We start from the raw sequence: 23,275 nt of genomic DNA on the forward strand, positions 1-23,275 counted from the left end.
GAAGAATTGTTCTGTGCTGCCCGGCCCCGGGAGGAAAGAATCCGGATCAGTGCCAGCCACGCCCCGCTCCCGGGCCGAAGCGGGACGCGGCGATGCCTGCGCCGCCCCATTGGATTTCCGAGCATCGTTACGGGCGGTCCTTACGGCGATATTGCGGATCATCCAGCCCGATCATTGTGATGAATCCCGGCAGGGCGCGGATCCTGTTGATCCAGGCGCGGATCGCGGGATAGGGCTCCAGCGGAATATCCCCCATCGGGGCCAGGGCGACATAGGGAAAGACCGAGATATCGGCGATGGTCGGGCGGCCCAGCACCAGCCAGTCCTGCCCGGTCAGCGCGGTCTCGAGGATCTCAAGCGATTTCAGACCCCGGATGCGGGCCTCGTTCAGGGTGACCGCCTCTTGCTGGAAGCCGACGCCGTTATAGGTGCCTCTGAACGAGACAATGGCGCGGGCGGTAAAGACACCATATTGGATCCAGCTGGCCGAGAAGGCGAGCCAGTCGATGATCCCGGCCTGCTCGCCGGTATCCCTGCCGCCCCAGCCTTCGGGCGCATAGGTGCCGGCAAGCCAGGTCAGGATCGCGGCGGAATCGCGGAAGATGCGCTCGCCATCGACCAGAACCGGCACCTCGCCCCGCGGATTGATCGCAAGAAACGCCGGGCCGTGATGTTCATCCCCCGGCAGATCGACCTCATATTCCTCAAGCGTGATCCCGGCGAGTGCGGCGAACAGCCGGACCTTATAGCTGTTGCCGGATTCGAAATTTGTATAGAGTTTCGGCACATTGGCCTCCCGTTTCATTTGAGGGTCAGGCCGCGTTGCGAGGCCATGGTGAAGATCGCGGCCAGCACGATAACGGCGCCTTTGATCATGGTCTGGGCGAAATCCTGGACGCCCATCTGGTTCAGCCCATTGACCAGAACGGTGATGATCAGGACGCCGAGAAAGGTGCGCCCGACCCCGCCGACGCCCCCCGAAAGCGCGGTGCCGCCGACCACAATCGCTGCGAGGGAATCAAGCAGGGCCGTCGAGCCGAGCGAGGGCCCGCTGGAGCCAAGCTGCGACGAGATCAGCAGCCCCGCCAGCGCCGCCGTCACCCCCGAGGTGACAAAGGCCAGGATCTTCACCCGCCTGAGCGCGATCCCGGACAGCCGCACCACCCGCTCATTGCCGCCGATCGCATAGATATAAAGACCGAACCGCGTCCGGTTGGTGATCAGGGCCACCAGGGTCAGCGCGATCAGCCCGATCATTGCCGAATTCTGCACGCCCGGAATCCATTGCCCGATGGAAAGCGACAGCACCCCCGGCGCGTCGAAATAGATCGAGCGCCCGCCGATCACCGTCAGCCCCAGCCCGGCAAAGAAGGAAAGCGTGCCAAGCGTGGCGATAAACGAGGGCACTTTGCCGAAGGTGAAGATCAGCCCGTTCACCAGCCCCGCCAGCGCGCCGACAAGGATCACGACGAGGATGATGAGGACCGGCGCAGTGACCCCGGAATTCACCACCCGGGACAGGATCGCCGCTGTCAGCAGGATGCCTGTGCTCCGGCCCCTGTCTGTGGTCAGGCCCGGGCCTATGCGCCGGTCTCAAGCGGCAGATCAGGATCCGCCGTCCATTCGGTCAGCGATCCGTCATAGACCGCCACATCATCCCGCCCGAGCGTGGCCAGCGCCAGCGCTTCGACCGAGGCCGCGATGCCGCTGCCGCAATAGGTGATGGTGCGCTTTGACGGGTCGAGCGCGCCCACCCGGCTGAAATGCGCCCGGAGCGCGTCAGGAGATTTCAGCTTGCCGGTCGCTGCGTCAAAAATATCCTCATACCAGACATTGCGGCTGTTCGGGATATGACCGGGGCGCGAAAAGGTGGTGCGCCCGCCCGCATGGGTCACCGGATCAACCGTGTTCAGCAGCAGGATATCATCGCGCGTGATCGCCTCGCGCACCTGCGCCTTGTCGGCGATCAGCTCGGGGCGGCGGCGGGCGGTGAACGTCGCGGGCGGATAATGGGTTTCACCCGATTCAACCGGCCGCCCCTCGCGCCGCCATTGCGCAAGGCCGCCGTCAAGCACCGCCACATTGTCAAAGCCTTCCAGCCGCAGCTGCCACCAGAGCCGCCCCGCCCAATGCTGATAGAAGGCGCCGGGATTGCGGGCCGGATCGAACTGGTCATAGACCACCACGACACTGTCATCCCCGACCCCGAGCGCACCGATCCGCCCGGCAAATGTCGCGGATGGCAATACGGTGAAGGCATGTTGCGCCTGCTGATCGGTCAGCTCCAGCAGGAGATCGGCAAAAGCGGCACCGCTGATATGTTCCTCAATATAGGCATCGCGCCCCGAAGACAGCGTGTAATAGCCATCCTGCCCGTCTTCGGGGAAGGCGAGAACCGTGGTCGCATCGAAGATCCTGAGAGAGGGATCACCGAGCCTGGCCTCAAGCCAGTCACCATCGACAAGGGGGGGAATCGCCGCCATTTTCGCTCCTTATATCCGGCACCGGGGGTTCAAACCGGCCTGATCCGGACTGCTGCGGGCAAAGTCATCTTCATAACAATACTTGTCAACAAGGTGAGTGAAGATTGGAACAGACCATGTTTCTGGCATGGGTGTTTTGGAAAATTTCAGTCAGAAACACGGCCCGCAACAGAAAGCCTGTTAAGCTTTACATCATCAGCTCACTGTGGAATCATGAGGTGATCCGGTCGCGACACCCGCGAAGTGTCCAATATAACCGATCTTATCAGGAAGGGCGTCTCGGCCGATGCATATCTCCGCGAGGACCGATTACGCTTTGCGTGCGATGATCGAACTGGCCGCATATGGCGAGGAGCCGCTGAAATGCGAAACCATCGCCCGTGCGCAGGCGATGCCGCTGAACTTCCTCGTCAATATCCTCAATGAGCTGAAACGGGCCGGGCTGGTGCACAGCCAGCGCGGCACCGAGGGCGGCTACTGGCTGGCCCGTCCGGCGCGCACGATCTCGGTCGGTGAAATCATCCGCGCCATCGAGGGCGAGATCGCCCTGGTGCGCGGCACGCCGCCCCAGTCGGTCGATTACAATGCCCGCAGCCGCCCGCTCCAGGATGTCTGGATCGCCTTTCGCGCCGCGATCCGCGAGGTGCTGGATGAAACCAGCCTTGCAAGCCTGGCCGACGGAAACCTGCCAGACATTGTACGCCGCTTCAGCGAAGGCCCGCAGCACTGGAAATCCTGAACACTGCAAGCCTGAACGGGACAGATCTGAAGCGGCGGAATCGCCCGCAAAGGCCGCTTTGAAGGTGGTTCGCTCTGGCCTGCCCCCGGAGCGAACCGCTTTTCGATGCAAAAAAACGCAGCGGGCAAGACAAGCGGAAAAGAAAATAGTTCCCCCTGGATTCGCCGCGCAATAAGAAATTACCCTTCGTGAAGCCGAAGATATGACAATTCAGTTCCGTCCTCTTTTCGCGAACAAATCGTACGAAAATCGCAAATATGCAGTACGATCTGCTTGTGCCAGAGATTGAGGCCAAACCCTCATCATGGCAAAATCAGGACAGTGACAGTGACCTTTTACCGGTTCGGGACGGCAATCCTGTCGCTCGCATTCATCACCGCAATCTGGTGGGTGATTGCGGTCAGCGGCTTTGTGAACCGCACCTTTCTGCCCACGCCGGTCGAGGTCTGGGCTGCCGCCGCGGAAATGGCACAGAGCGGGGTTTTGCTGAATGACACCCTGGTATCGCTGGGGCGCTCGGCGATAGGTTTCGCGATTGGCGTGATGCTCGGGATCTCGACCGGGCTTCTGACCGCGCGGCTGCCGCTGTTTGATGCAGCCCTTTCGCCTTTTCTGACGCTTTTGCGCCCGATCCCCTCGATTGCGCTGGTGCCGGTGGCCATCGTCTGGTTCGGGATCGGTGAGGGGTCGAAGTACTTCGTCATCAGCTTTACCGTTTTTCTGACCGTCTGGCTCTCGACCCATCACGGCATGACCATGGTCGGTGAGACCTGGATCCGCGCGGCGCGCTCGCTGGGCGCAAGCCGGCGGCGCGAATTCCTTGAAGTGGTGATCCCCGCCGCCGCCCCGCATATCATGGCGGGCTTAAGGATCGCGGCGGCACTGGCCTTTCTCAGCCTTGTCGCGGCCGAGTTGACCGGGGCCACATCCGGCATCGGCTACCGCCTGCAAGAGGCGAGGCAATATATCCGCGTCGACCGCATGTTCGTCTGCCTGATCCAGCTCGGGCTGCTGGGGGCGGCACTGGATCTGGCGATCCTCGCGCTCGGCCGGCGCATCATCCATTGGGAGCAGACATGACAAATCCGTCCGGCGCTGTTGATCTGCAATCCGTCTCTGCCCGCTTTCGCGACCGCAAAGGCACGGAGCGCCTGGCCCTTGCGCCGACCAGCCTGCGGCTGGAGCCGGGGTCGTTTACCGCCCTCGTCGGGCCTTCGGGCTGCGGGAAATCAACGCTCCTGAACATCCTTGCGGGGTTTGTGGCGCCGAGTGAGGGGCGCGCCCTCGTCGATGGCCAACTGGTCAATGGCCCCGATCCGAATGTGGGCGTGGTGTTCCAGCAATTCGCGCTGTTTCCCTGGCTGACGGCGCGCGGCAATGTCGAGTTCAGCCTGAAGCGCCTTGGCCTGCCACGCGATCAGCGCCGCGCCCGCGCGCTTGCCGCGCTGGAGGAAGTCGGCCTTTCCGGGCGGGGTGAGGATTATCCGGGCCGCCTTTCCGGTGGCATGAAACAGCGTGTTGCGCTGGCGCGGACGCTTGTCGCCTCGCCCGATGTGCTCCTGATGGATGAGCCTTTCGGCGCACTCGATGCAATCACCCGCGTCGCGATGCAGCGGCTTTTGCTGCAGGTCTGGCAGCATCACCGCCCAACCGTGCTTTTCGTCACGCATGACATCGATGAGGCGCTGTTTCTGGCCGACCGCGTGCATGTCATGTCGCATAGCCCTGGCCGCATCGTCGAAACCATCGATGTCGATGACCCCCGCCCCCGCCCGCTTGAGGGGCCGTCAAGAGCTGCCGCCGCCGCGCGCGGACGCATTCTCGAATTACTGCTTGCCACACATCTGGACTGATCCCGCAAACCGAACCGGAGACTCCAAAATGACATCACCGCTTGCTTTTTCCCGCCGCAGCTTCCTTGCCACCGGTGCAGCCCTTGGCGCGAGCCTTGCCGTGCCAATGCGGGCGGCTGCGCAAGAGGCGCTGACCCTCGCCTGGTATCCGGGAATTGCCACGCCGCAGGTGCCGCTGGCGCTGACCGGCGATCTCTGGTCCCCTGAAGGGGTCGCGGTCAACCCGGTCGGTTTTTCCAGCGGGCGCGAGGCGCTGGAAGCCGTGCTCGGCGGCGCGGCCGATTTCGCCACGCTTTCGGAATTTCCGGCAACACTCGCGGCTTTGCGCGATCAGCCCTTCCGCGTGCTGGCCAATCTGTCGCTCTTCACCGATAATAAGATCATCGCGAACCGCAAATCCGGCGTGACCGATCTGGCTTCGCTGCAAGGGCGCAAATTCGGGGTGACGGTGGGTGTTTCCAGCCAGTTCCTCGCTGATAGTTTCTTTGCCGATCATGGCATTACGACCGAGCCCGTGAATATTCCGCCGTCAGAGCTGGTTCCGGCGCTGGCCCGCGGCGATGTCGATGCGGTGATTGTTTTCGATAGCTTCTACAAAGCCGCCCGCGATGCCCTGGGCGAGGATTATCTGGAATTCCCGATCACCGATTACCCGACATTCTTCATCGTCGGCGCCAGCGAGAAGGTGATCGAAGAGCGCCCGGATGCGGTCCGTGGCTTCCTCAGGGGCCTGCTTTCGGCACAGAAACTGGTCTCGGATCAGGCGAAAACCGTGCAGGCGATCACCGACAGCACCTCGGGCGCTTTCACGCTTGAGGCCGCCAATGCGCTCTGGCCGGTGTTTGATTTCCGCGTGGCGCTGCCGGCAGAGCTGCTGAAGATCCAGCTGGCCGAGGGCAAATGGCTGAACGCGCAGGGTCTGATCCCAACCGAAGTCACCGAAGAGCTTTTGCGCAGCCATATCGCCGATCAGTTCCTGCGTGAGCTGGCCCCCGAAGCCGTAACGCTCTGAGGTCAGGTCGCGCCAAAGGCCGCCAGGAAACGGGTCGAGAGCAATGACAGGAAGGCCTCGGTGGCAAAGCCGGGGTCTTCATCTTCACGCGCCAGCACTGTCAGGAGCATCGGCGCAAAGGGATCGCCAGTCAGCCGACGGTGGATCAACACACCCGCCTGTGCCTCGGCATGGATTTCGACATCGGTGAAAATGGCAACGAAGGGCGGCTCCGACGCCATCCGCTTCAGGGTCGCAACCGAGGTCGAGCGCGATGCCCGCCAGAGTTTCACGCCTGTCCGCTCCTCGGCGAGTTCAATCACCGAACTGAGGCGCGGCGTTCCCGAAGGAACGCCCACCGGCAGCCCCGCCAGCATTTCCAGCGTCAGCAGCGGCTGCTCTGCCAGCGGATGCCCCGGCGCCATAATCGCACCGACATGGCAGGGTGCGCAGGCCCGGATCCCGAAAGCCGCATTTGGGCGCGGGTTGAACGCGATCACGATATCACAATCGCCCTCGACCAGCTGGCGCTGCAACTCGGTCGAGGTGGCAACGCCGACATCGACCCCCACCTGCGGATAAAGCTGGCGGAATTCCGGCAACGGGCCATTCAGCAGGAAATCCAGAAGCCCCTCGACCACGCCGATCCGCACATGGCCGGAGCGCAGGCTGCTCAGATCTTCGATCAGCTCCCGCGTGCGGCGCGCATCCTGCATCCAATGTCGCAGATGTTCGGCAAGGATCTTCCCCTCGGCCGTCAGCCGCAGCCCCTGGGCGGTCCGCGAGAACAGCGGCACACCGATATCGCGCTCCAGTTCCAGAATATGTTTGTTCACCGCCGAGGCCGCGACATTGATCGCGCGTGCCGCGGCCCGAACCGAGCCTTCGCGGGCGACGGCCTCAAAATAGCGGGCGGCACGGGAAAAGAGTTCCAAGGGGCTACTCCAGCTCGAAAGAGGGCGGGCAGACCTCTTCGGCCCGACGCCCCAGCGTGTCCCAATCCTGCCAGTTCTGCCAGATCCATTCGGCCTTTGCCTGCGCGGCCCGTGCCAGATCCGCGAGATCGAGGCCGGGAATGCGCCCGCCCTGCATGCGGATCACGCCATCGACCACCACCGTATCGACATCATCGCCCTGCCCGCATTCGACCACTGCGCGGATCGGATCGCGCAGCGGGCTTTGGCGCAAAACCCCGTCAGGCGCGAGCCGGATCAGCACAAGATCAGCCTTGCGCCCCGGCTCCAGCGCCCCAAGGTCATCGCGGCCAAGCGCGCGCGCACCGTTCAGCGTGGCGGCGGTGAAAACCTCGGCCGCGCTGGCCGTCGTAAGATCGCCGGAAACCATCTTCCCCATCAGCGAGGCCTTGCGCATCTGATGGATCATGTCGCGCGGATAGGTATCGGCGCCAAGTGTCAGATTAACCCCGGCTCGGGCATAGCCGGGCCAGTTTGCCAGTACCCGCCCCCGCCGCGCGAGATTGACCGGACAATGCGAGACGGAACAGCCGCAGCTTCCCAGAAGCGCCACATCGCGGGCGCCGTGGCTGTTGACGATCTGCGGATGATCCGAGGTGAAATTGCCATGGCCAATCGTCAGCAGCGGTCCGAGATCAAGCAGCCCCGTTTCGCGCAGAAGTTCGATCGGCGTCATGCGGTAACGGCGCAAAATATCATAATATTCATGCACATGCGAGGCCGCATGGATAGAAACCGGCATCGCCGTCTCACCTGCCAGCCGCGCAGTTTCGCGCAGCTGCTCAACCGAGCAGCTGTCGATACGGCTTGGCGCCAGAATTGCACTCAGTCGCCCGTTCTGGCCGCCATTGATACGCCGCGAGAACTCAGTCGCGGCCTGCATCCGCGCGGCGCCATGAGCGGGATCAATAACCCTCTCTAACATGCCCCCCTCGCCGGTGGTCCAACCCCCCATATCGTAGCTTGCCCCGAGCCAGGCGCGCAGCCCGAGCTGGCCGACCGCCCCGGCCATGCGGGTCTGCATTGCAACCGGCGCACCGACCTCGACGAAGCTGGTCACGCCATTGCGCAAGAGCTCGGCCACGGTAAAAAGCGGCCAGGGGTCATCCGGGTCGTCATGCAACGGATTGCGCGTGCCTTTGCGGCTGACCTCGAGTTCGGGGAAGGGCTGGCCAAGATTGTCGGGCCGGCCATGATCCGACATCAGCCGATGCGGGATCTGATAACCGGCATGAACATGGCAGTCGATGAATCCGGGCGCCAGCAGCATCGGCCCGGCATTGATCTCATGATCCACCCGGCCAGGAAAATCGCGGCCGACAAAGAGGATGCGGTCGGCCTCCCAGACCAGCTCTCCCTGCGGGATCAGAGTGTGGCGGCCCTGGCGAAAGCCTGTCACCCAATCGGCGCGGATCCGCGTTCTCATGATCTCTGCTCCTGCGCGAGATGGAGGGCCATTGCGCGGGCGACCGCGCCAAAGGCATTAACCGTGCCCATTTCGCCATGATCGGCGCGCACCAGGTGGCCGATTGCGAAAATCCGGCCATTATTCGCGGCAATCCTCATCAGTCCGTTGTCCTCCACCGCGAGACCCCGGCGCGGCAGCGCCGCCAATTCTGCCGGCGTCAGATCCAGCAGATTGCCCGGCGGCACGGCGGCCGTCTGGTAACTGTTGTCAAACCCCGTGGCATTGATGACCAGATCGGCGGGGATCAGCTGCTCGCCGCCGGCCTGCCGGATTACCACCCCGCCCGCAGCAATCCGCAAGGCGCGCCCCTCGACCCGGGTCAGCGCTCCCGCCGTCTCCAGCGCCTGCATCCGCCGCCAGGCGGCGGGGGGCATCATATAGCGGTGGATATCCCAAAGCGCGCGGGCATGGCGGCGCAGACGGGCCTGTTCCTGACGGTTCAGCTGCCGCCATATCTGCGCAGAATTGCGCCGCGCAAAGGCAAAGGCCGGGCGCCAGTCGCCAGTCTGAGACAGCGACTCGTCGACCATAATGCGGAAATGACGGAAGAAGGCACTGGCCCGCCCTGCCCCGGGCGGCGCCGAAGGTGTGAAATCGGCAATAGTGCCCTGTGACAGGCGGGGGCTGCGCCCGCTGCGTGAGACGCAGGTGACCGGGCCATGATGGCCCCTTGCCTCCAGCTCTGCGAGGCAATCGGCCATGGTAAGCCCGGCCCCGAGGATCACCACCCTGTCGCCCGGTGCAATCCTGGCCAGGGAAATATCCCAGGCCGATTGCACCACGCGCGGCCCGCCCTCTTCGCCCTCTGTGGCCTGCGGGATTTCGGCCGCAGGCGCATTGCCGATCGCAATCACCGCATGGGTGAACCCGGCCTCGGGCAGGTCACCGGCGTGGATCCGCACTCCGCCGTCAACCGGGCTGATATGATGCACGAGGCATTGATGATGATGAAAGGCCACTTCGCTTTTCGCGGCCTCCAGGCGCAGCATCTGAACCAGATGGCTGCCGAAAAGCGCGCGCGGCAGAAAGGCACTGCCATCGGTCTCCTGCCAGCGAGTCTGATCTGTCGCCTGCGCGTCCAGCCAGCGGCCAAAGTCATCACCGGCGGCATCTGTCCAGAACATCGCCGGCACCGGGACATTCAGCAGGAAATGGCCTGCCTCATCGGCATAGGCGATCCCCCGCCCGATCTCGGAACGCGGCTCGAACAGGTCAATCCGCGCCCCGGCTTTCAGGTTACGCAGCAGGTGGATCGCCGCAATCGCTCCGGCGGCCCCCCCTCCGACAATGGCGATTCTCACCTTTGTGCTCCCGTTTTGCGGCTCTGTGCAGACGGATCAGCCGCCGGTTCCGCCTCAGGCTAGCGCTGGCGAACCGTGCATTCCAGCGCCATTTTATGCCAGACCCGTGCGCAAAAAGAGCACTCCCTGAGAAGCTCAACCCAATCGGTCCGCTGCTGAACTCCGCCCTAGACCTTGTTTTCACTACCAGGTTCATCCGCGCTACAGGTGGTCGGGAGTGATTATGCGCGGATCTGACGAAACACCGCGATCGCCGTTCAGCTATCTCGATCCCGAAGACCGGATCGCGGGGCGGCATCCGCGACGCAAGATCCGGGCGGTTCTCAACAAGGCGCTGCACGGTCTCGATGCCGGGTTCGACTGCCTCTGTGCTCATGAGGGTCTCCCCTCGATCCCGCCCGGGCGGCTGGTCCGGGCGAGCCTCCTGCAGATCCTTCGGTCGATCCGCCCAAAACGCCAGCTGATGAAGCAGATGAACTGCCATCTGTGGTTTGGCTGGTTCACAGGCCTCGGGGCAGACCATCAGGTTTGGGTGCCGACGGTATATTCCAGGAACCGCGACCTGCACCGCATGCGCGGCTGTCGTGATCCTGCTTTATACTTTCGCAACGCTTTGTCCCATGGCTGGCCCCCTGGCAGATCAATGATGTGGCGGGGATATTCTGGCAGCTCCGCTCGGACGCGCATCCATTCGGCACCGATATGACCGGGCGCGATATGCTGTCGCGAATGCTGCTGGCAACGCGCGAAACCTTGCTCTTTGCCGGAAGCGCCCCGCTGATAGCTGTCGTGACCGGCATCAGCCCTGGCTTCATCACGATCCTGCGGGGAGGCGGGACCGGGTATCTCCTGTCACGTTTCATCGACCTTGTGATGGAGCTGCCCGCGCTGATCCTCACCCTCTTCCTCTTCCTGATCGCGCTGCTGCCGCCCGCCACCGACCGGGCCAGCCTGATCCGCGAGAACAAGGACGGGCTGTTGTTCGAAGCGATTGCGGCGCTGTTTCCCGGCGCTGCAATTTCACTTCTTTTGCTCTCGACCGGCGTGGCAGCGCATTACATCAGCCATGACCTTGAGCTGGCCACCGGACTTGCAGACCGGGCCGTTGTCCTGCGCAGTGGAACGGTCGAGGAGGAAGCCCGGCCGCGCGCAACCACACTGCTCCGCAATCGGTCCATGTGCGAGACCTGCTGGCGGCGCACCGGATTGTTTTCATTCAGGACCTCGGCCTGCGTCCTGCCTGACTGCTGGTGACACAGGCCCGCCATCTGGTCGAAAGCATCGCGCATCGGGTGATCGTCTTGCGGTGGCCGCAGTGTCGGGATTGCGCGCGAACCCATCTCAAAAAGACATAGAGCCACCGCATCCGGGAGAATGTTCTTCCATTTGCGGCCCCGCTGCCGCCCGGCATGACCTGTCTGCGTGCCGGGCTTCAGAATGGCCCCGCCCGGCCCGGAGGCGTAAAAACCGGCTGAGAAGACAGATATAAACGACCGGGCAGAACCGGCAGAAAGGCCGGAGTCAATGAGCAGGACCGCCCCCGAAAACACCGATCTCAACAAGCGATCGCCCGCGCGGATCACCAGCCATGATGAGGCCATCGCCGCCGCGCAGCGCCTGGCGGCAGACTGGAGCCAGAAAGCCGCCAGGCGCGATGCAGAGCGCATCCTGCCTTTTGCCGAGGTCGACGCCTTCACCGCCCTGGGCCTTGGGGCGATCACCGTGCCGAAAGAATTCGGTGGACCCGAACTATCCTTCCTGACCCTCGCGCTGGTATTCGAGACGATCTGCGCGGCTGACAGCTCGGCAGGGCAAATCCCGCAGAACCATTTCGGCGTGCTGCAACTGCTGCGCGAGGCGGGGACACCGGTGCAACAAAGCCGTTTCTACGCCGATATCCTCGCCGGGAAACGTATCGGAAATGCGGGCCCTGAAAAGAGCCGCGCACTTGTGACCCATAATACGACCGGCCTGAGCGCCTCGCCAGAGGGCTGGCGGCTGAACGGGCATCGGTTCTACTCCACCGCCGCGATCTTCGCCGACTGGATCCCGACCCGCGCCAATGACCCTGAAGGCCGCCCGGTCCAGGTCTGGGTGCCGCGCCACGCGCCGGGGGTGCGGGTCCTTGATGACTGGTCCTCCTTCGGGCAGCGCACGACCTCCTCCGGCAGTGTTGTTTTCGACAATGTTCTGATCGAAAGCGAGGAACAGATCTTCCCCGTCTGGCAACGCGCAGACATTCCGGGCCTTGCCGGGCCGGTCTCGCAGCTGATCCAGGCCGCGATTGATTCCGGCATTGCGGTCGGCGCGCTGGAGGAAGCCGTCCGTTTCGTGCAGGAAAAATCGCGCCCCTGGGTCGATGCGGGCGTGCCGCGTGCCCAGGATGACCCCTATATCATCGCGGATATCGGCCGGCTGCAGATCGACCTTCTCGCCGCGCAGGAGGTTCTGCGCGAGGCCGCCCAGACCCTTGACGAGATCGCCGCGGCGCCAGTGACCGACGAGAGCAGCGCCCGGGCCTCGGTCGCGGTGGCAGAGGCCAAGATCCTGACCACGGAAATCGCGCTGCAGGCGTCGGAAAAGCTCTTTGAACTCGCGGGGTCCGCCTCGACCCGCGCCAGTCTCAATCTCGGGCGGCACTGGCGCAATGCGCGGGTCCACACGCTGCATGACCCGGTGCGCTGGAAATACCACCTGCTTGGGAACTGGCATCTGAACGGCGCGGCCCCGGCCCGGCATCAATGGAACTGAAGACATGAGCGAAACCCGTCACGCCAACCCGCCGGGCAAAGTGCATCTGATCACCTCGGATGCCCAGGCGATCGCCATTGCTGAAAAGCTGGCGGCGGAATATGCGCCCTCTGCCAGCCTGCGCGACCGGGCACGCGCCCTGCCCTGGGAGGAGCTGGACCGTTTCACCGCAAGCGGGCTTTGGGGGATCACCGTGCCGAAAGCTTACGGCGGCGCCGGGGTCTCGGCGGTGACGCTGGCGCGGGTAACGGCGATCATCGCAGCGGCGGATGGCTCGCTGGCGCAGATCCCGCAGAACCATTTCTACGCGCTGGAAGTGATCCGCTCGGGTGGGTCCGAAGCGCAGAAGCGGCATTATTTCCGCCTTGCACTTGACGGCCACCGTTTCGGAAACGCCCTGGCCGAGATCGGCGCGAAGGACTTCCAGCGCCGCACGAGGCTGATCCGCGAGGGCGGGCAGCTTTTTGTCGAGGGTCAGAAATTCTACTGCACCGGCGCGATTTTTGCGCATCAGATCCCGACCCTGGTGGTTGATGAAACCGGCCGCCAGCAGCTGGTGATCATCCCGCGCGAGGCCGCCGGCGTCACCATCACCGATGACTGGGACGGATTTGGCCAGCGTGTCACCGGCTCCGGCTCGGTTTCGTTCTCGCGTGTCGCTGTCGACCCCGACCAGATTGTGCCCTTTCAGGACAGTTTCGAGCGGCCGACGCCGATCGGACCCTTTGCCCAGATCATCCATGCCGCGATTGATCTTGGCATCGGTCAGGGGGCGTTTCAGGCGACACTTCCCTTTATCCGCAACCGCGCGCGCCCCTGGGTCGATGCCAAGGTCGACAGCGCGGCCGCAGATCCGCTGACGCTTGCCGGGCTTGGCGACGTGGCCTTGCGCCTGCGCGCGGCCAGTGCGCTTGTGACCCGCGCCGGGCGGGCTGTCGATGCCGCCATTCTGGAAGCAACCGAGGTCAGCGTCGCCGGGGCTTCGATTGCTGTCGCGGCGGCGCGGGCGCTGACCACGACGGCGGGGCTGCTGGCAGGCTCGAAACTTTTCGAATTCACCGGTACTTCGGCGACCTTTGCCGAGGACAATCTGGACCGGCACTGGCGCAATGTCCGCACCCATACGCTGCATGATCCGGTGCGCTGGAAATATCATGCGGTCGGCAATCACAGGCTGAACGGGGTGAACCCGCCCCGCCATGGCGCGATCTGAGGATGCGATGAGCGAGAAAAAACACATCATCGTCAATGCGTTCAATATGAACAGCGTGGGCCATATCAACCATGGCCAATGGGTGCATCCGCGCGACCGCTCGATGGATTACACCTGGCTGGACCATTGGACGGGGCTTGCCAAAACGCTGGAGCGCGGGCTTTTCGACGGGATTTTCCTCGCCGATATCCTTGGCACATATGATGTCTATGGCGGCAATGTCGATGTGGCCCTGCGCGAAAGCGTGCAGCTGCCGGTCAATGACCCGATCCTGCTGGTCTCTGCCATGGCCTCGGTGACCGAACATCTGGGCTTCGGCATCACCGTCAATGTCAATCAGGAGCACCCCTATACGTTTGCGCGCCGGATCTCGACGCTGGACCATCTGACGGGTGGCCGGATCGGATGGAACGTTGTGACGGGCTATCTCGATTCCGCCGCCCGCGCCGTGGGGCGTGACGCGCAGGAGGCCCATGACAGGCGTTACGACCTGGCCGATGATTACCTGGATGTGCTTTATAAGCTGTGGGAAGGGTCATGGGAGGAAGATGCGGTGCGGCGCGATCGCGCCGCGCGCATCTATGCCGATCCGGCAAAGGTCCATAAAATCCACCATGACGGGCCATTCTTCCGCGTAGATGGCTATCACCTTTCCGAGCCCTCGCCACAGCGCAGCCCGGTGATCTATCAGGCGGGCACCTCGGGGCGCGGGCAGTTGTTCGCGGCGCGGCATGCGGAATGCGTGTTCATCTCTGCGCCGGAGAAGTCAGTTGCACGAGCTCAGTCCGACAGCATCCGCCGCGCGGTGGTGGCGGCCGGGCGGCGGGCGGATGACGTGAAGATCCTGACCGGCGTCAACATTATCACTGACCCCAATCCGGCAGTGGCGCGCGAGAAACTGGCGGAATTCCAGGCCGCCTCCAGCCCCGAGGCAGGCCTTGCGCATTACTCGGCTTCAACCGGCATCGATTTTGCGAAATTCGGCCTGGATGATCCGGTGCCCTATGGCGGCTCGAACGCGATCCAGTCAGCGGTGAAACTGGCCGAAAGCCGGGGCTGGACCAAGCGCGATCTGCTGGCTCAGCTAGCCCTTGGCGGGCGCTATCCGCTGCTGGTTGGCACGCCATCTCAGGTGGCCGATGAGCTGGTCTCCTGGATTGATGAAGGCGGGCTTGACGGCTTCAACCTGTCGCGGCTTGCCGTGCCGGAAAGCTATGCGGATTTCGCCGATCTGGTGGTTCCGGAATTGCAGTCCCGCGGGCTTTACAAGACGGGATATGCCGAAGGGACCCTGCGCCGGAAGCTCTTTGCCCAGGGGGACAGATTGCCCGCGCGGCACGCAGGCGCAGCCTTCCGGCGGCAGGCCTGAAGGCGCTTCAGCGCGCCTTCAGCCTGCGCACCGCATAATCGCCGGTGAACTGTACCACAGAGACAAGCGCGACCAGGATCACGATCACCGCCATCATGACAGTGGTGTCAAAGCGTTGATATCCATAACGGATCGCCACATCGCCCAGGCCGCCGGCACCAACGGCACCCGCCATGGCCGAGGCCCCGATCATCGTCACAACCGTAATCGTCAGCCCGCCAATAATCCCTGGCAGTGCCTCCGGCAGGTAGACGTAACGGATGATGTGATGGCGGCGGCAGCCAATGCTCTGCGCGGCTTCGATCAGACCGGGGTCTATTTCGCGTAAGGAGACCTCGACGATACGGGCAAAGAAGGGCGTGGCCGAGACCGCCAGCGGCACAATGGCTGCCCAGACCCCGATGGTGGTGCCGACAATCAGCCGCGTGAACGGGATCAGCGCCACAAGCAACACGATGAACGGCACGGCGCGAAAGCAGTTCACGATAAGCCCGACGATGCGGTTCAGTCCTGGCGCGGCAAAGATGCCACCGGGGCGGGAGGTCACCAGAAATACCGCCAGCGGAATCCCCGCCAGCACCGCGATCCCGGCGGAAATTCCCACCATGAACAGTGTGTCGTAAAATGCCTGCCAGAGGCGATCAATCATCTGCGGAGACATAGCCGATCACCTTTGCCGATGGATGCTGTGCGATGAGCGCCGCCGGTTTTGCCCCTGGCGCCAGCGCCAGCACGATACGCCCGACCGCATGACCCTGGATCCGATCTACCGAGGCCGAAAGCAGCTCCACCGCTCCTTTTGCAGCGCCCGCCAGGGCCTGCAGGTCAGGGGAGGCGGCACCGGCATAGGAAATGCCGATCACCGCTCGATCACGCGGATTGCGTGCATCAGAGCGCAGTTTTACTGTCAGCTCCGGCGGCAGTTCACGTTGCAAGGGGGCCAGAAGCGCGCGGGTCGCATCATGGCGCGGGGTGCCGAAGACCTTCCAGACCGGCCCTTCCTCGGCGACGGCCCCGCCTTCGAGCACGAGGACGCGGTTGCAGATTTCGCGGATCACGCTCATCTCATGGGTGATCAGCACGATGGTCAGGCCGAGCTTGCGGTTGATGTCACGCAACAGCTCCAGGATCGACAGCGTCGTCTCGGGATCAAGGGCCGAGGTCGCCTCGTCGCATAGCAGGATCTCGGGGCGGCTGATCAGCGCCCGGGCGACACCGACGCGTTGCTTTTGCCCGCCGGAAAGGCGCGAGGGATAGGTATCGCCTTTACCCGAAAGCCCGACCAGCGCCAGAACCTCATCGGTGCGCCTGCGGATCTCCCCCTTAGCCACCCCGGCCACGATCAGCGGCAGCGCAACATTCTCGCGCACCGTGCGGGCAGAAAGCAGGTTGAAATGCTGGAAAATCATTCCGACCCGGCGGCGCAGTGTCACCAGCCCGGCCTCATCCAGGCGGGCAATATCGTCGCCATCGACCAGCACACGCCCGGTTGTGGGCACTTCGAGCCGGTTGATCGTGCGCAGAAGGCTGGATTTACCGGCCCCGGACCGACCGATGATGCCGTAGATTTCGCCGGGCGCGATGTCGAGGCTGATATCCTTCAGCGCCTCAACATTGCCCATCCTGGAGTGGTAGATCTTGCCAAGCGCTTCAAACCGCAAATGGCTTGGCTTCGCTTTGACAGCGTCCACACCCGCCGCTGCTGCGACGGGCGCGAGGCGCGTGATGTCGGGGCTGAGGACCCCGGTGCTCATTGATCCTTCCATGCAAGAATGTAGAGCTTGTCACTGTCCGAGAAGCTTTTGCGGGCCTGATCCTCGACCGCTTTGGAACTGTGGAAAACCTCAATGAATTCTTTGATCTTTGGATCATCCTTGCGGTCGGATTTCGCGACAAATGCCACCGCGAACTGGCGATCCTCGATCCCGGAATACAAGAGTGCAGATGTCGGATCGAAGGTTCCCGCCGCCACGATGAAATGCGGATAGCCCTGGGCGAGATCAACATCCCCGGTGATCCGCACCAGCTGCGGCCCCTCCACCTCGGTGAAGGAAAGGTTCTTCGGGTTGTCAGCAATATCATCGACCGAGCCGAGGAAGCCGACATCGTCTTTCAGTCTGATCAGCCCGGCTTTCTCCAGCAGCAGCAGCCCACGACCCTGGTTCACCGGGTCATTCGCGATGGCGACGGTGCCATTTTGCGGGATCTCGTCGAAGCTTTTATGCCGCAGCGAATAGAGACCAAGATTGGCGAGGATGCCAGGTGCCACCACCACCAGATCATGGCCGCCCTGTTCGTTGGCGTTTTTAAGGAAAGGCGCGTGCTGGAAGAAGTTCAGGTCAATGTCACCAGCATCCAGCGCGACATTGGGCGTGGTCCAGTCCGAGAACTCGATCACCTCGACCTCGAGCCCTTTGGCCTTCGCCTCTTCCGCAGCGACCGCGACGGTATCGCCATAAGCTCCGGGGACCACACCGATCTTCAACGGCTCGGCAAAGGCGGTGACAGGTGCAAGCGCAAGCGCTGCGGCAAGGACGATACGTTTCATGGCTGCTCCGGTCATTTTTTCCAGGGAAGGGAGTAGAGGACAGGGTTCCCGGCGTAATGTTCGGCGATCTTCGCCTCGACGTCGGGGGCGGACTGATAGATCTCGACGAATTGTGCGATTTCCGGGTCTTCGGCATTGTCGCGACGCGAGACGAAAGCGATTGCGAAGCGGGTTTCCCCGACCCCGGAATAGACCAGCGCACGGCCTGCAAGATCCGGGTTGCCCGCCGAAACGTAATGCGCAGGATAGCCCTGAGCCAGATCGACATCTTCAATGGCGCGCACCAGCTGCGGCCCCTCGATCTCGACAAATGCAAGGTTTTTCGGGTTGCTGGTTACGTCATCCAGCGTGCCGAGATAGCCAACGCCCTCTGCCAGCCCGATCAGCCCGGCATCAGACAGCAGAACCAGCGCGCGACCCTGGTTCACAGGGTCATTGGCGACCGCGACCTTTGCACCATCGGGCAGGGCCTCCAGGCTGTCATATTTCAGCGAATAGAGGCCGATATTCGGCAGGAAGCCCTTTGCCACCGGGACAAGATCAAAGCCGGTCTCTTTGATGGCATTCTCCAGAAAGGCCTCATGCTGGAAGAAGTTCAGATCCAGATCGCCGCTTGCAAGCGCCAGATTGGGCGTCGCCCAGTCGGCAAATTCGATCACTTCGACCGCGAGGCCCCGGGACTTTGCTTCTTCCGCAGCGGTGATGATGGAATCCGCCACCACCCCCGGCGTTACGCCGATCTTCAGATCAGCCGCAGCAGGCACCACCCAGAGGGCCGCAATCACGGCGAGGGAGGCGGCCATCCTTTTGGAATATCGCATACAGGTTCCTTCCCACAGCGCCTGACACAGATCCGTGCTTCGGGCGCCATCTTATAGACGATCACATTCATCGTTTTTATCGGCCGGGGAATGGCGCCAGGTCCATTCCAAATTGGCCGCCGGGAAAGGCCATCCCTGCTATCAGCGAGGGTCATGAAAGAAAAAGGGGGCGGGGGCGGGCGAAAAGCCGGACTATCCATGAGATGCTTCATGGATAGTTGCGAAGAGCAGATGAGGGGCGCGAAACCGGTTTTCGCTATGGTGCCCTGGATGCTGCGCGCCTGGATCCGGTGCCGATGCAGTCTTGTCTTGCGGCACAGACCAGCAGGATCGGCCTCGGTGGTACACGCTTGACCACATCTCAAAGGGACGGGCCGCCTGGAATATCGTCACCTCGCTGAATGACAGCGAGGGCCGGATTTTCGGGCGGATCAGCATCTGGCCCATGATCTGCGCTATGACCGTGCCCTTGAACTTGCCGAGGCCGCGCTGGCGCTGTGGAACAGCCGGGCGCCGGATGCACCTGAAGACGGAACGATCCGGCTTTTGCCACACAGGTATGACCTGGCAAGCTTGACCCATTCGCTAGCAGGTTGTTCGCCTGGAAGCGCGTGCCGGGAGGTGAGAGAGAATCCGGCTCCTGCGTCTGGCGGAGCGGATGCCACCGAAGAAACTTGAGCTACTCCCCGATGCTTGGACAGTTTTCGAGGATGTTTAAGCTACTGCCTGTGCCTGCCGGTCGGTTTCGATGCTGTTGAAGTAGACCACGGCGGGGGGCAACCCGCCATGGGCAGTGTGTGGCCGCCGATGGTTATAGAAGCTGACCCAGGATCCGATTGCGGCCTTTGCCTGAGACCCGGTCTCCCAGGCATGCAGATAGACGCATTCGTATTTCAGGGACCGCCACAGGCGCTCGATGAAGACATTGTCGATGCACCGCCCCTTGCCGTCCATCGAGATGCGGGTTCCGACGCGTTTCAGCCGATCTGTCCAAGCGAAGGACGTGAACTGGCTGCCTTGGTCAGTGTTCATGATTGTGGGCGCGCCGAACCGGTGGATGGCCTCGTTCAACGCCTCGACGCAGAAGTCCGCTTCCAGGGTGTTCGATATGCGCCAGGCCAGAACTTTGCGCGTGAACCAGTCCATGATGGCGACCAGATACAGAAACCCCCGCCGCATCGGGAGATAGGTAATGTCGGCGCACCAGACCTGACCGGGGCGATCGACCCGCAGCCCGCCCAGCAGGTAGGGATAGGTCTTGTGGCCCTTTCTCGGCTTGCTGGTGTTGGGCTTCTGGTAAATCGGCATCAAACGCATGAGCCGCATCAGCCGCCGGATGCGCTTCTGGTTCACGCCGTGCCCCTCGTTTTGCAGATGCCAGGTCATCTGCCGGACGCCGTAGAAGGGCGTATCCATGAACTGCCGGTCGATCAGCTGCATCAGGCCGAGGTTCTGATCAGTCTCTCCAGCCGGCTCGTGGCAGAACGACGAGCGCGAGATCGACAGCAGGCGGCACTGCGCCCCGATCGACAGTGCAGGGTGGTCCCGTTCGATCATCCCACGCCTCACTTTCCGCTCCACGGCTTGAGCTTTCGTGACAAAAAATCGTTGGCGACAGCCAGCTCCCCGATCTTGGCGTGCAATGACCGGACCGTCTCTTCATCCACCTCCGTCGCGGGCTTCTTGCCGCCGCGCTCGAAGATGTCCGCAGCCCCGTCGAGCAGCGATTTCTTCCATTGATGGATCATCGTCGGATGCACGCCGTATTCGGCCGCCAACTCCGACACAGTGCGCTCGCCCTTGATGGCCTCAAGTGCCACGCGCGCCTTGAAGCCCGCGTCATGGTTCCTGCGTTTTCGCATGCCTGATCTCCTCGTCCGTGGAGACCAGCAAACGTCAGATCGTAGCTTCCGTCACTGTCCGATTTCCGGGGAGTAGCTCAGATCCGACCGAGACCCACTTCCGCGACAGGCGGCGGCCGAAGTACCTGCTGTCCGGCCTGACCAAATGCGGCTGTTGCGGCGGCGGCTACTCGATGATCTCCGCGCATCTGGTGGGTTGCTCGACCAGACGCAACAAGGGTACCTGCGACAATGACATGAACATCCGGCGGGATGCGCTGGAAGAGCGGGTCCTGAACGCCCTGCGCCACAACCTGATGAAGCCGGAGCTATTTCAGGAGTTCTGTGACGAGTTCACCCGCGAGATGAACAAGCTGCGGATGGCAGGCCGGGCGTCAATCGACGCGGCAGAGGCCGAGATCAAGAAGATCGACCGGGAACTCGATAAGTTGATGAAGCTCATCATGGCCTCCGGCAGTGACGATGCGCCCACGCGGATGATGAAGCAGATGAAGGACCTGGAGGTCCGGCAAAAGCAGCTGCAAGCACAAGTCACCGAAGCGGACCAGCCCCCTCCCCTGCTGCACCCGAACATGGCGCATCACTACCGCGCTCAGGTCGAAGAACTCTATGCGGCCCTGCAGGAGGATTGCGAGGCACGGCGCATGAGTGCCGCCGATGTTCTGCGCTCACTGGTGAAGGAGATCGTGCTGACGCCAGACCCCGTGAGCGGCGAGCTGCAGATCGAAGTACGGGGCGATCTGGCGGGCATTCTGACGATTGCGCTGGAACGCAAAAAGCCCGCCGATGGGGCGGGCGGTGTGCAATTTGAGATGGTTGCGGGGACAGGATTTGAACCTGTGACCTTCAGGTTATGAGCCTGACGAGCTACCTGGCTGCTCCACCCCGCGTCTGTTGCCTTTTTGGCGCCCCATCCGGGTTATTTGGAGGGGTTTATTTTCATCGTATTGGAGAGAGAAGTCTCTGATCAGGTTTGGCGGTTACCTACTCTCCCACGTCTTGAGACGCAGTACCATTGGCGTAGAGGCCCTTAACGGCCGAGTTCGGGATGGGATCGGGTGTTTAGCCACCACTATGACCACCAAACCGGAACAGAGACTTGCCAGTATTGACTGGCGAACATCGATGTATTGTTCAGGTCTGTGCGACTTTTGGTGCTTGTATATGGCTGTCTGTCGGTGAGCTAAGGTTTTTGCCTTGCTTTTACCGGATCAAATCAAGCCAATCGGGCAATTAGTACCAGTCAGCTGAATGCGTTACCGCACTTACACCTCTGGCCTATCGACGTGGTGGTCTACCACGGCCCTCAAGGGAGGCCTAGTTTTGAAGGGGGCTTCACGCTTAGATGCCTTCAGCGTTTATCCTGTCCGAACATAGCTACCCTGCACTACCGTTGGCACGATAACAGGTCCACCAGTGGTTCGTTCAACCCGGTCCTCTCGTACTAGGGTCAACTCTTCTCAAGCCTCCTGCACCCACGGCAGATAGGGACCGAACTGTCTCACGACGTTCTAAACCCAGCTCACGTACCTCTTTAAACGGCGAACAGCCGTACCCTTGGGACCTGCTCCGGCCCCAGGATGAGATGAGCCGACATCGAGGTGCCAAACGATGCCGTCGATATGGACTCTTGGGCATCATCAGCCTGTTATCCCCAGAGTACCTTTTATCCGTTGAGCGATGGCCCTCCCACTTGGGACCACCGGATCACTATGGCCGACTTTCGTCTCTGCTCGACTTGTCAGTCTCGCAGTCAGGCTGGCTTCTGCCATTGCACTCAACGACCGATTTCCGACCGGTCTGAGCCAACCTTCGCGCGCCTCCGTTACGATTTGGGAGGCGACCGCCCCAGTCAAACTCCCCACCATGCAGGGTCCCGGACCCGGATAACGGGCCGCGGTTAGACATCAAGAAGGCGAAGGGTGGTATCTCAAGGATGGCTCCACTCAGACTGGCGTCCAAGTTTCAATGCCTACCACCTATCCTGCACATCACATTCCTGATGCCAATGCAAAGCTAGAGTAAAGGTTCATGGGGTCTTTCCGTCTAACCGCGGGTAGTGTGCATCTTGACACACAGTTCAATTTCGCTGAGTCCACGTTTGAGACAGCGGGGAGATCGTTACGCCATTCGTGCAGGTCGGAACTTACCCGACAAGGAATTTCGCTACCTTAGGACCGTTATAGTTACGGCCGCCGTTTACCGGGGCTTCAATTCAGAGCTTGCACCCCTCCTTTTAACCTTCCGGCACCGGGCAGGCGTCAGACCCTATACGTCGTCTTACGACTTCGCAGAGCCCTGTGTTTTAAGTAAACAGTCGCCACCCCCTGGATTGTGCCCCCCGCCCATACTTGCGTACAGACGGGGCTCCCTTCTCGCGAACTTACGGGAGCATTTTGCCGAGTTCCTTAAACGTGGTTCTCTCAAGCGCCTTGGTATACTCTACCTGTCCACCTGTGTCGGTTTAGGGTACGGTCTGATGGAGGGCTATTTCCAGGAACCTCTGAACGGCCTTCCCAATCCGATAAGGGAAGACAATCTTCGAGATCCGTCACATCCTCCTGGCCACGGAATATTAACCGTGTTCCCATCGACTACGCCTTTCGGCCTCGCCTTAGGGGCCGGCTTACCCTGCTCAGATTAGCTTTAAGCAGGAACCCTTGGACTTTCGGCGAGAGGGTCTCTCACCCTCTTTGTCGCTACTCATGTCAACATTCTCACTTCTGATCTCTCCACCGGATGCCTTACAGCCCGGCTTCACAGAAAGAACAGTGTCTCTGCGTTGGTCCCATAAGGATCAACAAGAGACAGCGTTCTATATCACAGAACGCTCCGCTACCACGCACATCGCTGTGCATCCCGAGCTTCGGCTCATGGCTTGAGCCCCGATACATCTTCGCCG

Annotated in this window: 19 protein-coding genes, 1 tRNA gene, 2 rRNA genes and 3 pseudogenes (1 of these 25 cut by a window edge); 10 read left to right on the top strand and 15 right to left on the bottom strand. The window is 62.2% G+C overall.

The annotated features are described in order from the left end of the window. Positions 1 to 127: 127 nt before the first annotated feature. Genes BLW25_RS18295 through BLW25_RS18305 form a run of 3 tightly spaced genes read right to left on the bottom strand, consistent with a single transcriptional unit; the run spans position 128 to position 2,483 of the window. On the bottom strand, positions 128 to 805 hold the full coding sequence (locus BLW25_RS18295) for a glutathione S-transferase family protein (protein ID WP_092902807.1): 678 nt from the start codon (positions 803 to 805) through the stop codon (positions 128 to 130). Continuing rightward, positions 802 to 1,584 (bottom strand): ABC transporter permease, encoded by a 783-nt coding sequence (locus tag BLW25_RS18300; RefSeq protein WP_092902809.1) that lies wholly within the window; start codon positions 1,582 to 1,584, stop codon positions 802 to 804. The genes BLW25_RS18295 and BLW25_RS18300 overlap by 4 nt, the downstream gene beginning before the upstream one ends. Beyond that, on the bottom strand, positions 1,581 to 2,483 hold the full coding sequence (locus BLW25_RS18305; protein ID WP_092902811.1) for a sulfurtransferase: 903 nt from the start codon (positions 2,481 to 2,483) through the stop codon (positions 1,581 to 1,583). Before BLW25_RS18305 ends, BLW25_RS18300 begins: the two co-directional genes overlap by 4 nt. Before the next feature lie 286 nt (positions 2,484 to 2,769). On the opposite strand from BLW25_RS18305, the gene BLW25_RS18310 reads away from it, so the two are divergent. The 4 genes from BLW25_RS18310 to BLW25_RS18325 all read left to right on the top strand — a co-directional run bounded on the left by BLW25_RS18310 (position 2,770) and on the right by BLW25_RS18325 (position 6,087). Further along, the gene (locus BLW25_RS18310) at positions 2,770 to 3,222 is read left to right on the top strand and encodes an RrF2 family transcriptional regulator (RefSeq protein ID WP_092902813.1); all 453 of its coding nucleotides are present in this window, start codon (positions 2,770 to 2,772) and stop codon (positions 3,220 to 3,222) included. A gap of 327 nt (positions 3,223 to 3,549) precedes the next feature. After that, entirely contained in the window at positions 3,550 to 4,302 is a 753-nt protein-coding gene (locus BLW25_RS18315; RefSeq protein ID WP_253188583.1) for an ABC transporter permease, read from the top strand. Further along, positions 4,299 to 5,075 carry an ABC transporter ATP-binding protein gene (locus BLW25_RS18320; protein ID WP_092902817.1) on the top strand — a complete coding sequence of 259 codons (777 nt, stop codon included), beginning with the start codon at positions 4,299 to 4,301 and terminating at the stop codon, positions 5,073 to 5,075. The genes BLW25_RS18315 and BLW25_RS18320 overlap by 4 nt, the downstream gene beginning before the upstream one ends. A 28-nt stretch (positions 5,076 to 5,103) precedes the next feature. Then, entirely contained in the window at positions 5,104 to 6,087 is a 984-nt protein-coding gene (locus BLW25_RS18325) for an ABC transporter substrate-binding protein (RefSeq protein ID WP_171909637.1), read from the top strand. 2 nt (positions 6,088 to 6,089) lie between these two features. Here the strand turns inward: BLW25_RS18325 and BLW25_RS18330 are convergent, their stop codons facing one another. Genes BLW25_RS18330 through BLW25_RS18340 form a run of 3 tightly spaced genes read right to left on the bottom strand, consistent with a single transcriptional unit; the run spans position 6,090 to position 9,809 of the window. Beyond that, positions 6,090 to 7,001, bottom strand: a complete 912-nt coding sequence (locus BLW25_RS18330) for a LysR family transcriptional regulator (RefSeq protein WP_092902820.1) — start codon at positions 6,999 to 7,001, stop codon at positions 6,090 to 6,092. Positions 7,002 to 7,005: 4 nt separating this feature from the next. Then, entirely contained in the window at positions 7,006 to 8,466 is a 1,461-nt protein-coding gene (locus BLW25_RS18335; protein WP_092902822.1) for a chlorohydrolase family protein, read from the bottom strand. Beyond that, a complete protein-coding gene (locus tag BLW25_RS18340; protein WP_092902824.1) occupies positions 8,463 to 9,809 on the bottom strand; it encodes an FAD/NAD(P)-binding protein in 1,347 nt (448 codons plus the stop codon). Before BLW25_RS18340 ends, BLW25_RS18335 begins: the two co-directional genes overlap by 4 nt. Before the next feature lie 223 nt (positions 9,810 to 10,032). On the opposite strand from BLW25_RS18340, the pseudogene BLW25_RS18345 reads away from it, so the two are divergent. The 5 genes and pseudogenes from BLW25_RS18345 to BLW25_RS18365 form a co-directional block, all read left to right on the top strand. Next, positions 10,033 to 10,371 (top strand): annotated as a pseudogene (locus BLW25_RS18345) (transposase); the annotation flags it as partial. An 86-nt stretch (positions 10,372 to 10,457) separates the two neighbouring features. Next, positions 10,458 to 11,063: a hypothetical protein gene (locus tag BLW25_RS18350; RefSeq protein WP_143040556.1), complete on the top strand. Its 606-nt coding sequence runs from the start codon at positions 10,458 to 10,460 to the stop codon at positions 11,061 to 11,063. Positions 11,064 to 11,333: 270 nt separating this feature from the next. Next, entirely contained in the window at positions 11,334 to 12,560 is a 1,227-nt protein-coding gene (locus BLW25_RS18355; protein WP_092902830.1) for an SfnB family sulfur acquisition oxidoreductase, read from the top strand. 4 nt (positions 12,561 to 12,564) lie between these two features. After that, positions 12,565 to 13,773: an SfnB family sulfur acquisition oxidoreductase gene (locus BLW25_RS18360; RefSeq protein WP_092902832.1), complete on the top strand. Its 1,209-nt coding sequence runs from the start codon at positions 12,565 to 12,567 to the stop codon at positions 13,771 to 13,773. A gap of 7 nt (positions 13,774 to 13,780) precedes the next feature. Then, a complete protein-coding gene (locus BLW25_RS18365) occupies positions 13,781 to 15,142 on the top strand; it encodes an LLM class flavin-dependent oxidoreductase (RefSeq protein ID WP_092903114.1) in 1,362 nt (453 codons plus the stop codon). A gap of 7 nt (positions 15,143 to 15,149) precedes the next feature. Here BLW25_RS18365 and BLW25_RS18370 read toward each other — a convergent pair whose 3' ends face one another. From BLW25_RS18370 to BLW25_RS18395, 5 genes and pseudogenes are all read right to left on the bottom strand, one after another. Then, positions 15,150 to 15,803 (bottom strand): methionine ABC transporter permease, encoded by a 654-nt coding sequence (locus BLW25_RS18370; RefSeq protein ID WP_092902834.1) that lies wholly within the window; start codon positions 15,801 to 15,803, stop codon positions 15,150 to 15,152. Then, positions 15,784 to 16,896, bottom strand: coding sequence for a methionine ABC transporter ATP-binding protein (locus BLW25_RS18375; protein ID WP_092902836.1), 1,113 nt, complete (start codon positions 16,894 to 16,896; stop codon positions 15,784 to 15,786). The genes BLW25_RS18370 and BLW25_RS18375 overlap by 20 nt, the downstream gene beginning before the upstream one ends. Further along, entirely contained in the window at positions 16,893 to 17,690 is a 798-nt protein-coding gene (locus BLW25_RS18380) for a MetQ/NlpA family ABC transporter substrate-binding protein (RefSeq protein ID WP_092902838.1), read from the bottom strand. The genes BLW25_RS18375 and BLW25_RS18380 overlap by 4 nt, the downstream gene beginning before the upstream one ends. Positions 17,691 to 17,701: 11 nt before the next feature. After that, positions 17,702 to 18,511, bottom strand: a complete 810-nt coding sequence (locus BLW25_RS18385) for a MetQ/NlpA family ABC transporter substrate-binding protein (protein ID WP_216279416.1) — start codon at positions 18,509 to 18,511, stop codon at positions 17,702 to 17,704. A 714-nt stretch (positions 18,512 to 19,225) separates the two neighbouring features. Beyond that, a pseudogene (locus tag BLW25_RS18395) lies at positions 19,226 to 20,373 on the bottom strand (IS3 family transposase). Between the two features lie 17 nt (positions 20,374 to 20,390). On the opposite strand from BLW25_RS18395, the pseudogene BLW25_RS25375 reads away from it, so the two are divergent. Further along, positions 20,391 to 20,648: pseudogene (locus BLW25_RS25375) on the top strand (recombinase zinc beta ribbon domain-containing protein); the annotation flags it as partial. Between the two features lie 99 nt (positions 20,649 to 20,747). On the opposite strand, the gene BLW25_RS25040 reads toward BLW25_RS25375, so the two are convergent. From BLW25_RS25040 to BLW25_RS18415, 4 genes are all read right to left on the bottom strand, one after another. Continuing rightward, a complete protein-coding gene (locus BLW25_RS25040) occupies positions 20,748 to 20,957 on the bottom strand; it encodes a hypothetical protein (RefSeq protein ID WP_253188584.1) in 210 nt (69 codons plus the stop codon). Positions 20,958 to 21,186: 229 nt separating this feature from the next. Further along, a tRNA-Met gene (locus BLW25_RS18405) sits at positions 21,187 to 21,263 on the bottom strand. A gap of 81 nt (positions 21,264 to 21,344) precedes the next feature. Continuing rightward, positions 21,345 to 21,459, bottom strand: a 5S ribosomal RNA gene (gene rrf, locus BLW25_RS18410). Between the two features lie 126 nt (positions 21,460 to 21,585). Beyond that, positions 21,586 to 23,275 (bottom strand): 23S ribosomal RNA (locus tag BLW25_RS18415) (it continues 1,147 nt past the right edge of the window).

Source organism: Rhodobacter sp. 24-YEA-8, from assembly GCF_900105075.1.
Classification (GTDB): Bacteria; Pseudomonadota; Alphaproteobacteria; order Rhodobacterales; family Rhodobacteraceae; genus Pseudogemmobacter.

What these genes read in the sequence shown, in the direction of transcription:
- BLW25_RS18295 (WP_092902807.1), bottom strand. Translation starts at nt 805, where the DNA reads ATGAAACGGGAGGCCAATGTGCCGAAACTCTATACAAATTTCGAATCC.
- BLW25_RS18305 (WP_092902811.1), bottom strand. Translation starts at nt 2,483, where the DNA reads ATGGCGGCGATTCCCCCCCTTGTCGATGGTGACTGGCTTGAGGCCAGG.
- BLW25_RS18310 (WP_092902813.1), top strand. Translation starts at nt 2,770, where the DNA reads ATGCATATCTCCGCGAGGACCGATTACGCTTTGCGTGCGATGATCGAA.
- BLW25_RS18320 (WP_092902817.1), top strand. Translation starts at nt 4,299, where the DNA reads ATGACAAATCCGTCCGGCGCTGTTGATCTGCAATCCGTCTCTGCCCGC.
- BLW25_RS18325 (WP_171909637.1), top strand. Translation starts at nt 5,104, where the DNA reads ATGACATCACCGCTTGCTTTTTCCCGCCGCAGCTTCCTTGCCACCGGT.
- BLW25_RS18335 (WP_092902822.1), bottom strand. Translation starts at nt 8,466, where the DNA reads ATGAGAACGCGGATCCGCGCCGATTGGGTGACAGGCTTTCGCCAGGGC.
- BLW25_RS18355 (WP_092902830.1), top strand. Translation starts at nt 11,334, where the DNA reads ATGAGCAGGACCGCCCCCGAAAACACCGATCTCAACAAGCGATCGCCC.
- BLW25_RS18360 (WP_092902832.1), top strand. Translation starts at nt 12,565, where the DNA reads ATGAGCGAAACCCGTCACGCCAACCCGCCGGGCAAAGTGCATCTGATC.
- BLW25_RS18365 (WP_092903114.1), top strand. Translation starts at nt 13,781, where the DNA reads ATGAGCGAGAAAAAACACATCATCGTCAATGCGTTCAATATGAACAGC.
- BLW25_RS18370 (WP_092902834.1), bottom strand. Translation starts at nt 15,803, where the DNA reads ATGTCTCCGCAGATGATTGATCGCCTCTGGCAGGCATTTTACGACACA.
- BLW25_RS18375 (WP_092902836.1), bottom strand. Translation starts at nt 16,896, where the DNA reads ATGAGCACCGGGGTCCTCAGCCCCGACATCACGCGCCTCGCGCCCGTC.
- BLW25_RS18380 (WP_092902838.1), bottom strand. Translation starts at nt 17,690, where the DNA reads ATGAAACGTATCGTCCTTGCCGCAGCGCTTGCGCTTGCACCTGTCACC.
- BLW25_RS18385 (WP_216279416.1), bottom strand. Translation starts at nt 18,511, where the DNA reads ATGCGATATTCCAAAAGGATGGCCGCCTCCCTCGCCGTGATTGCGGCC.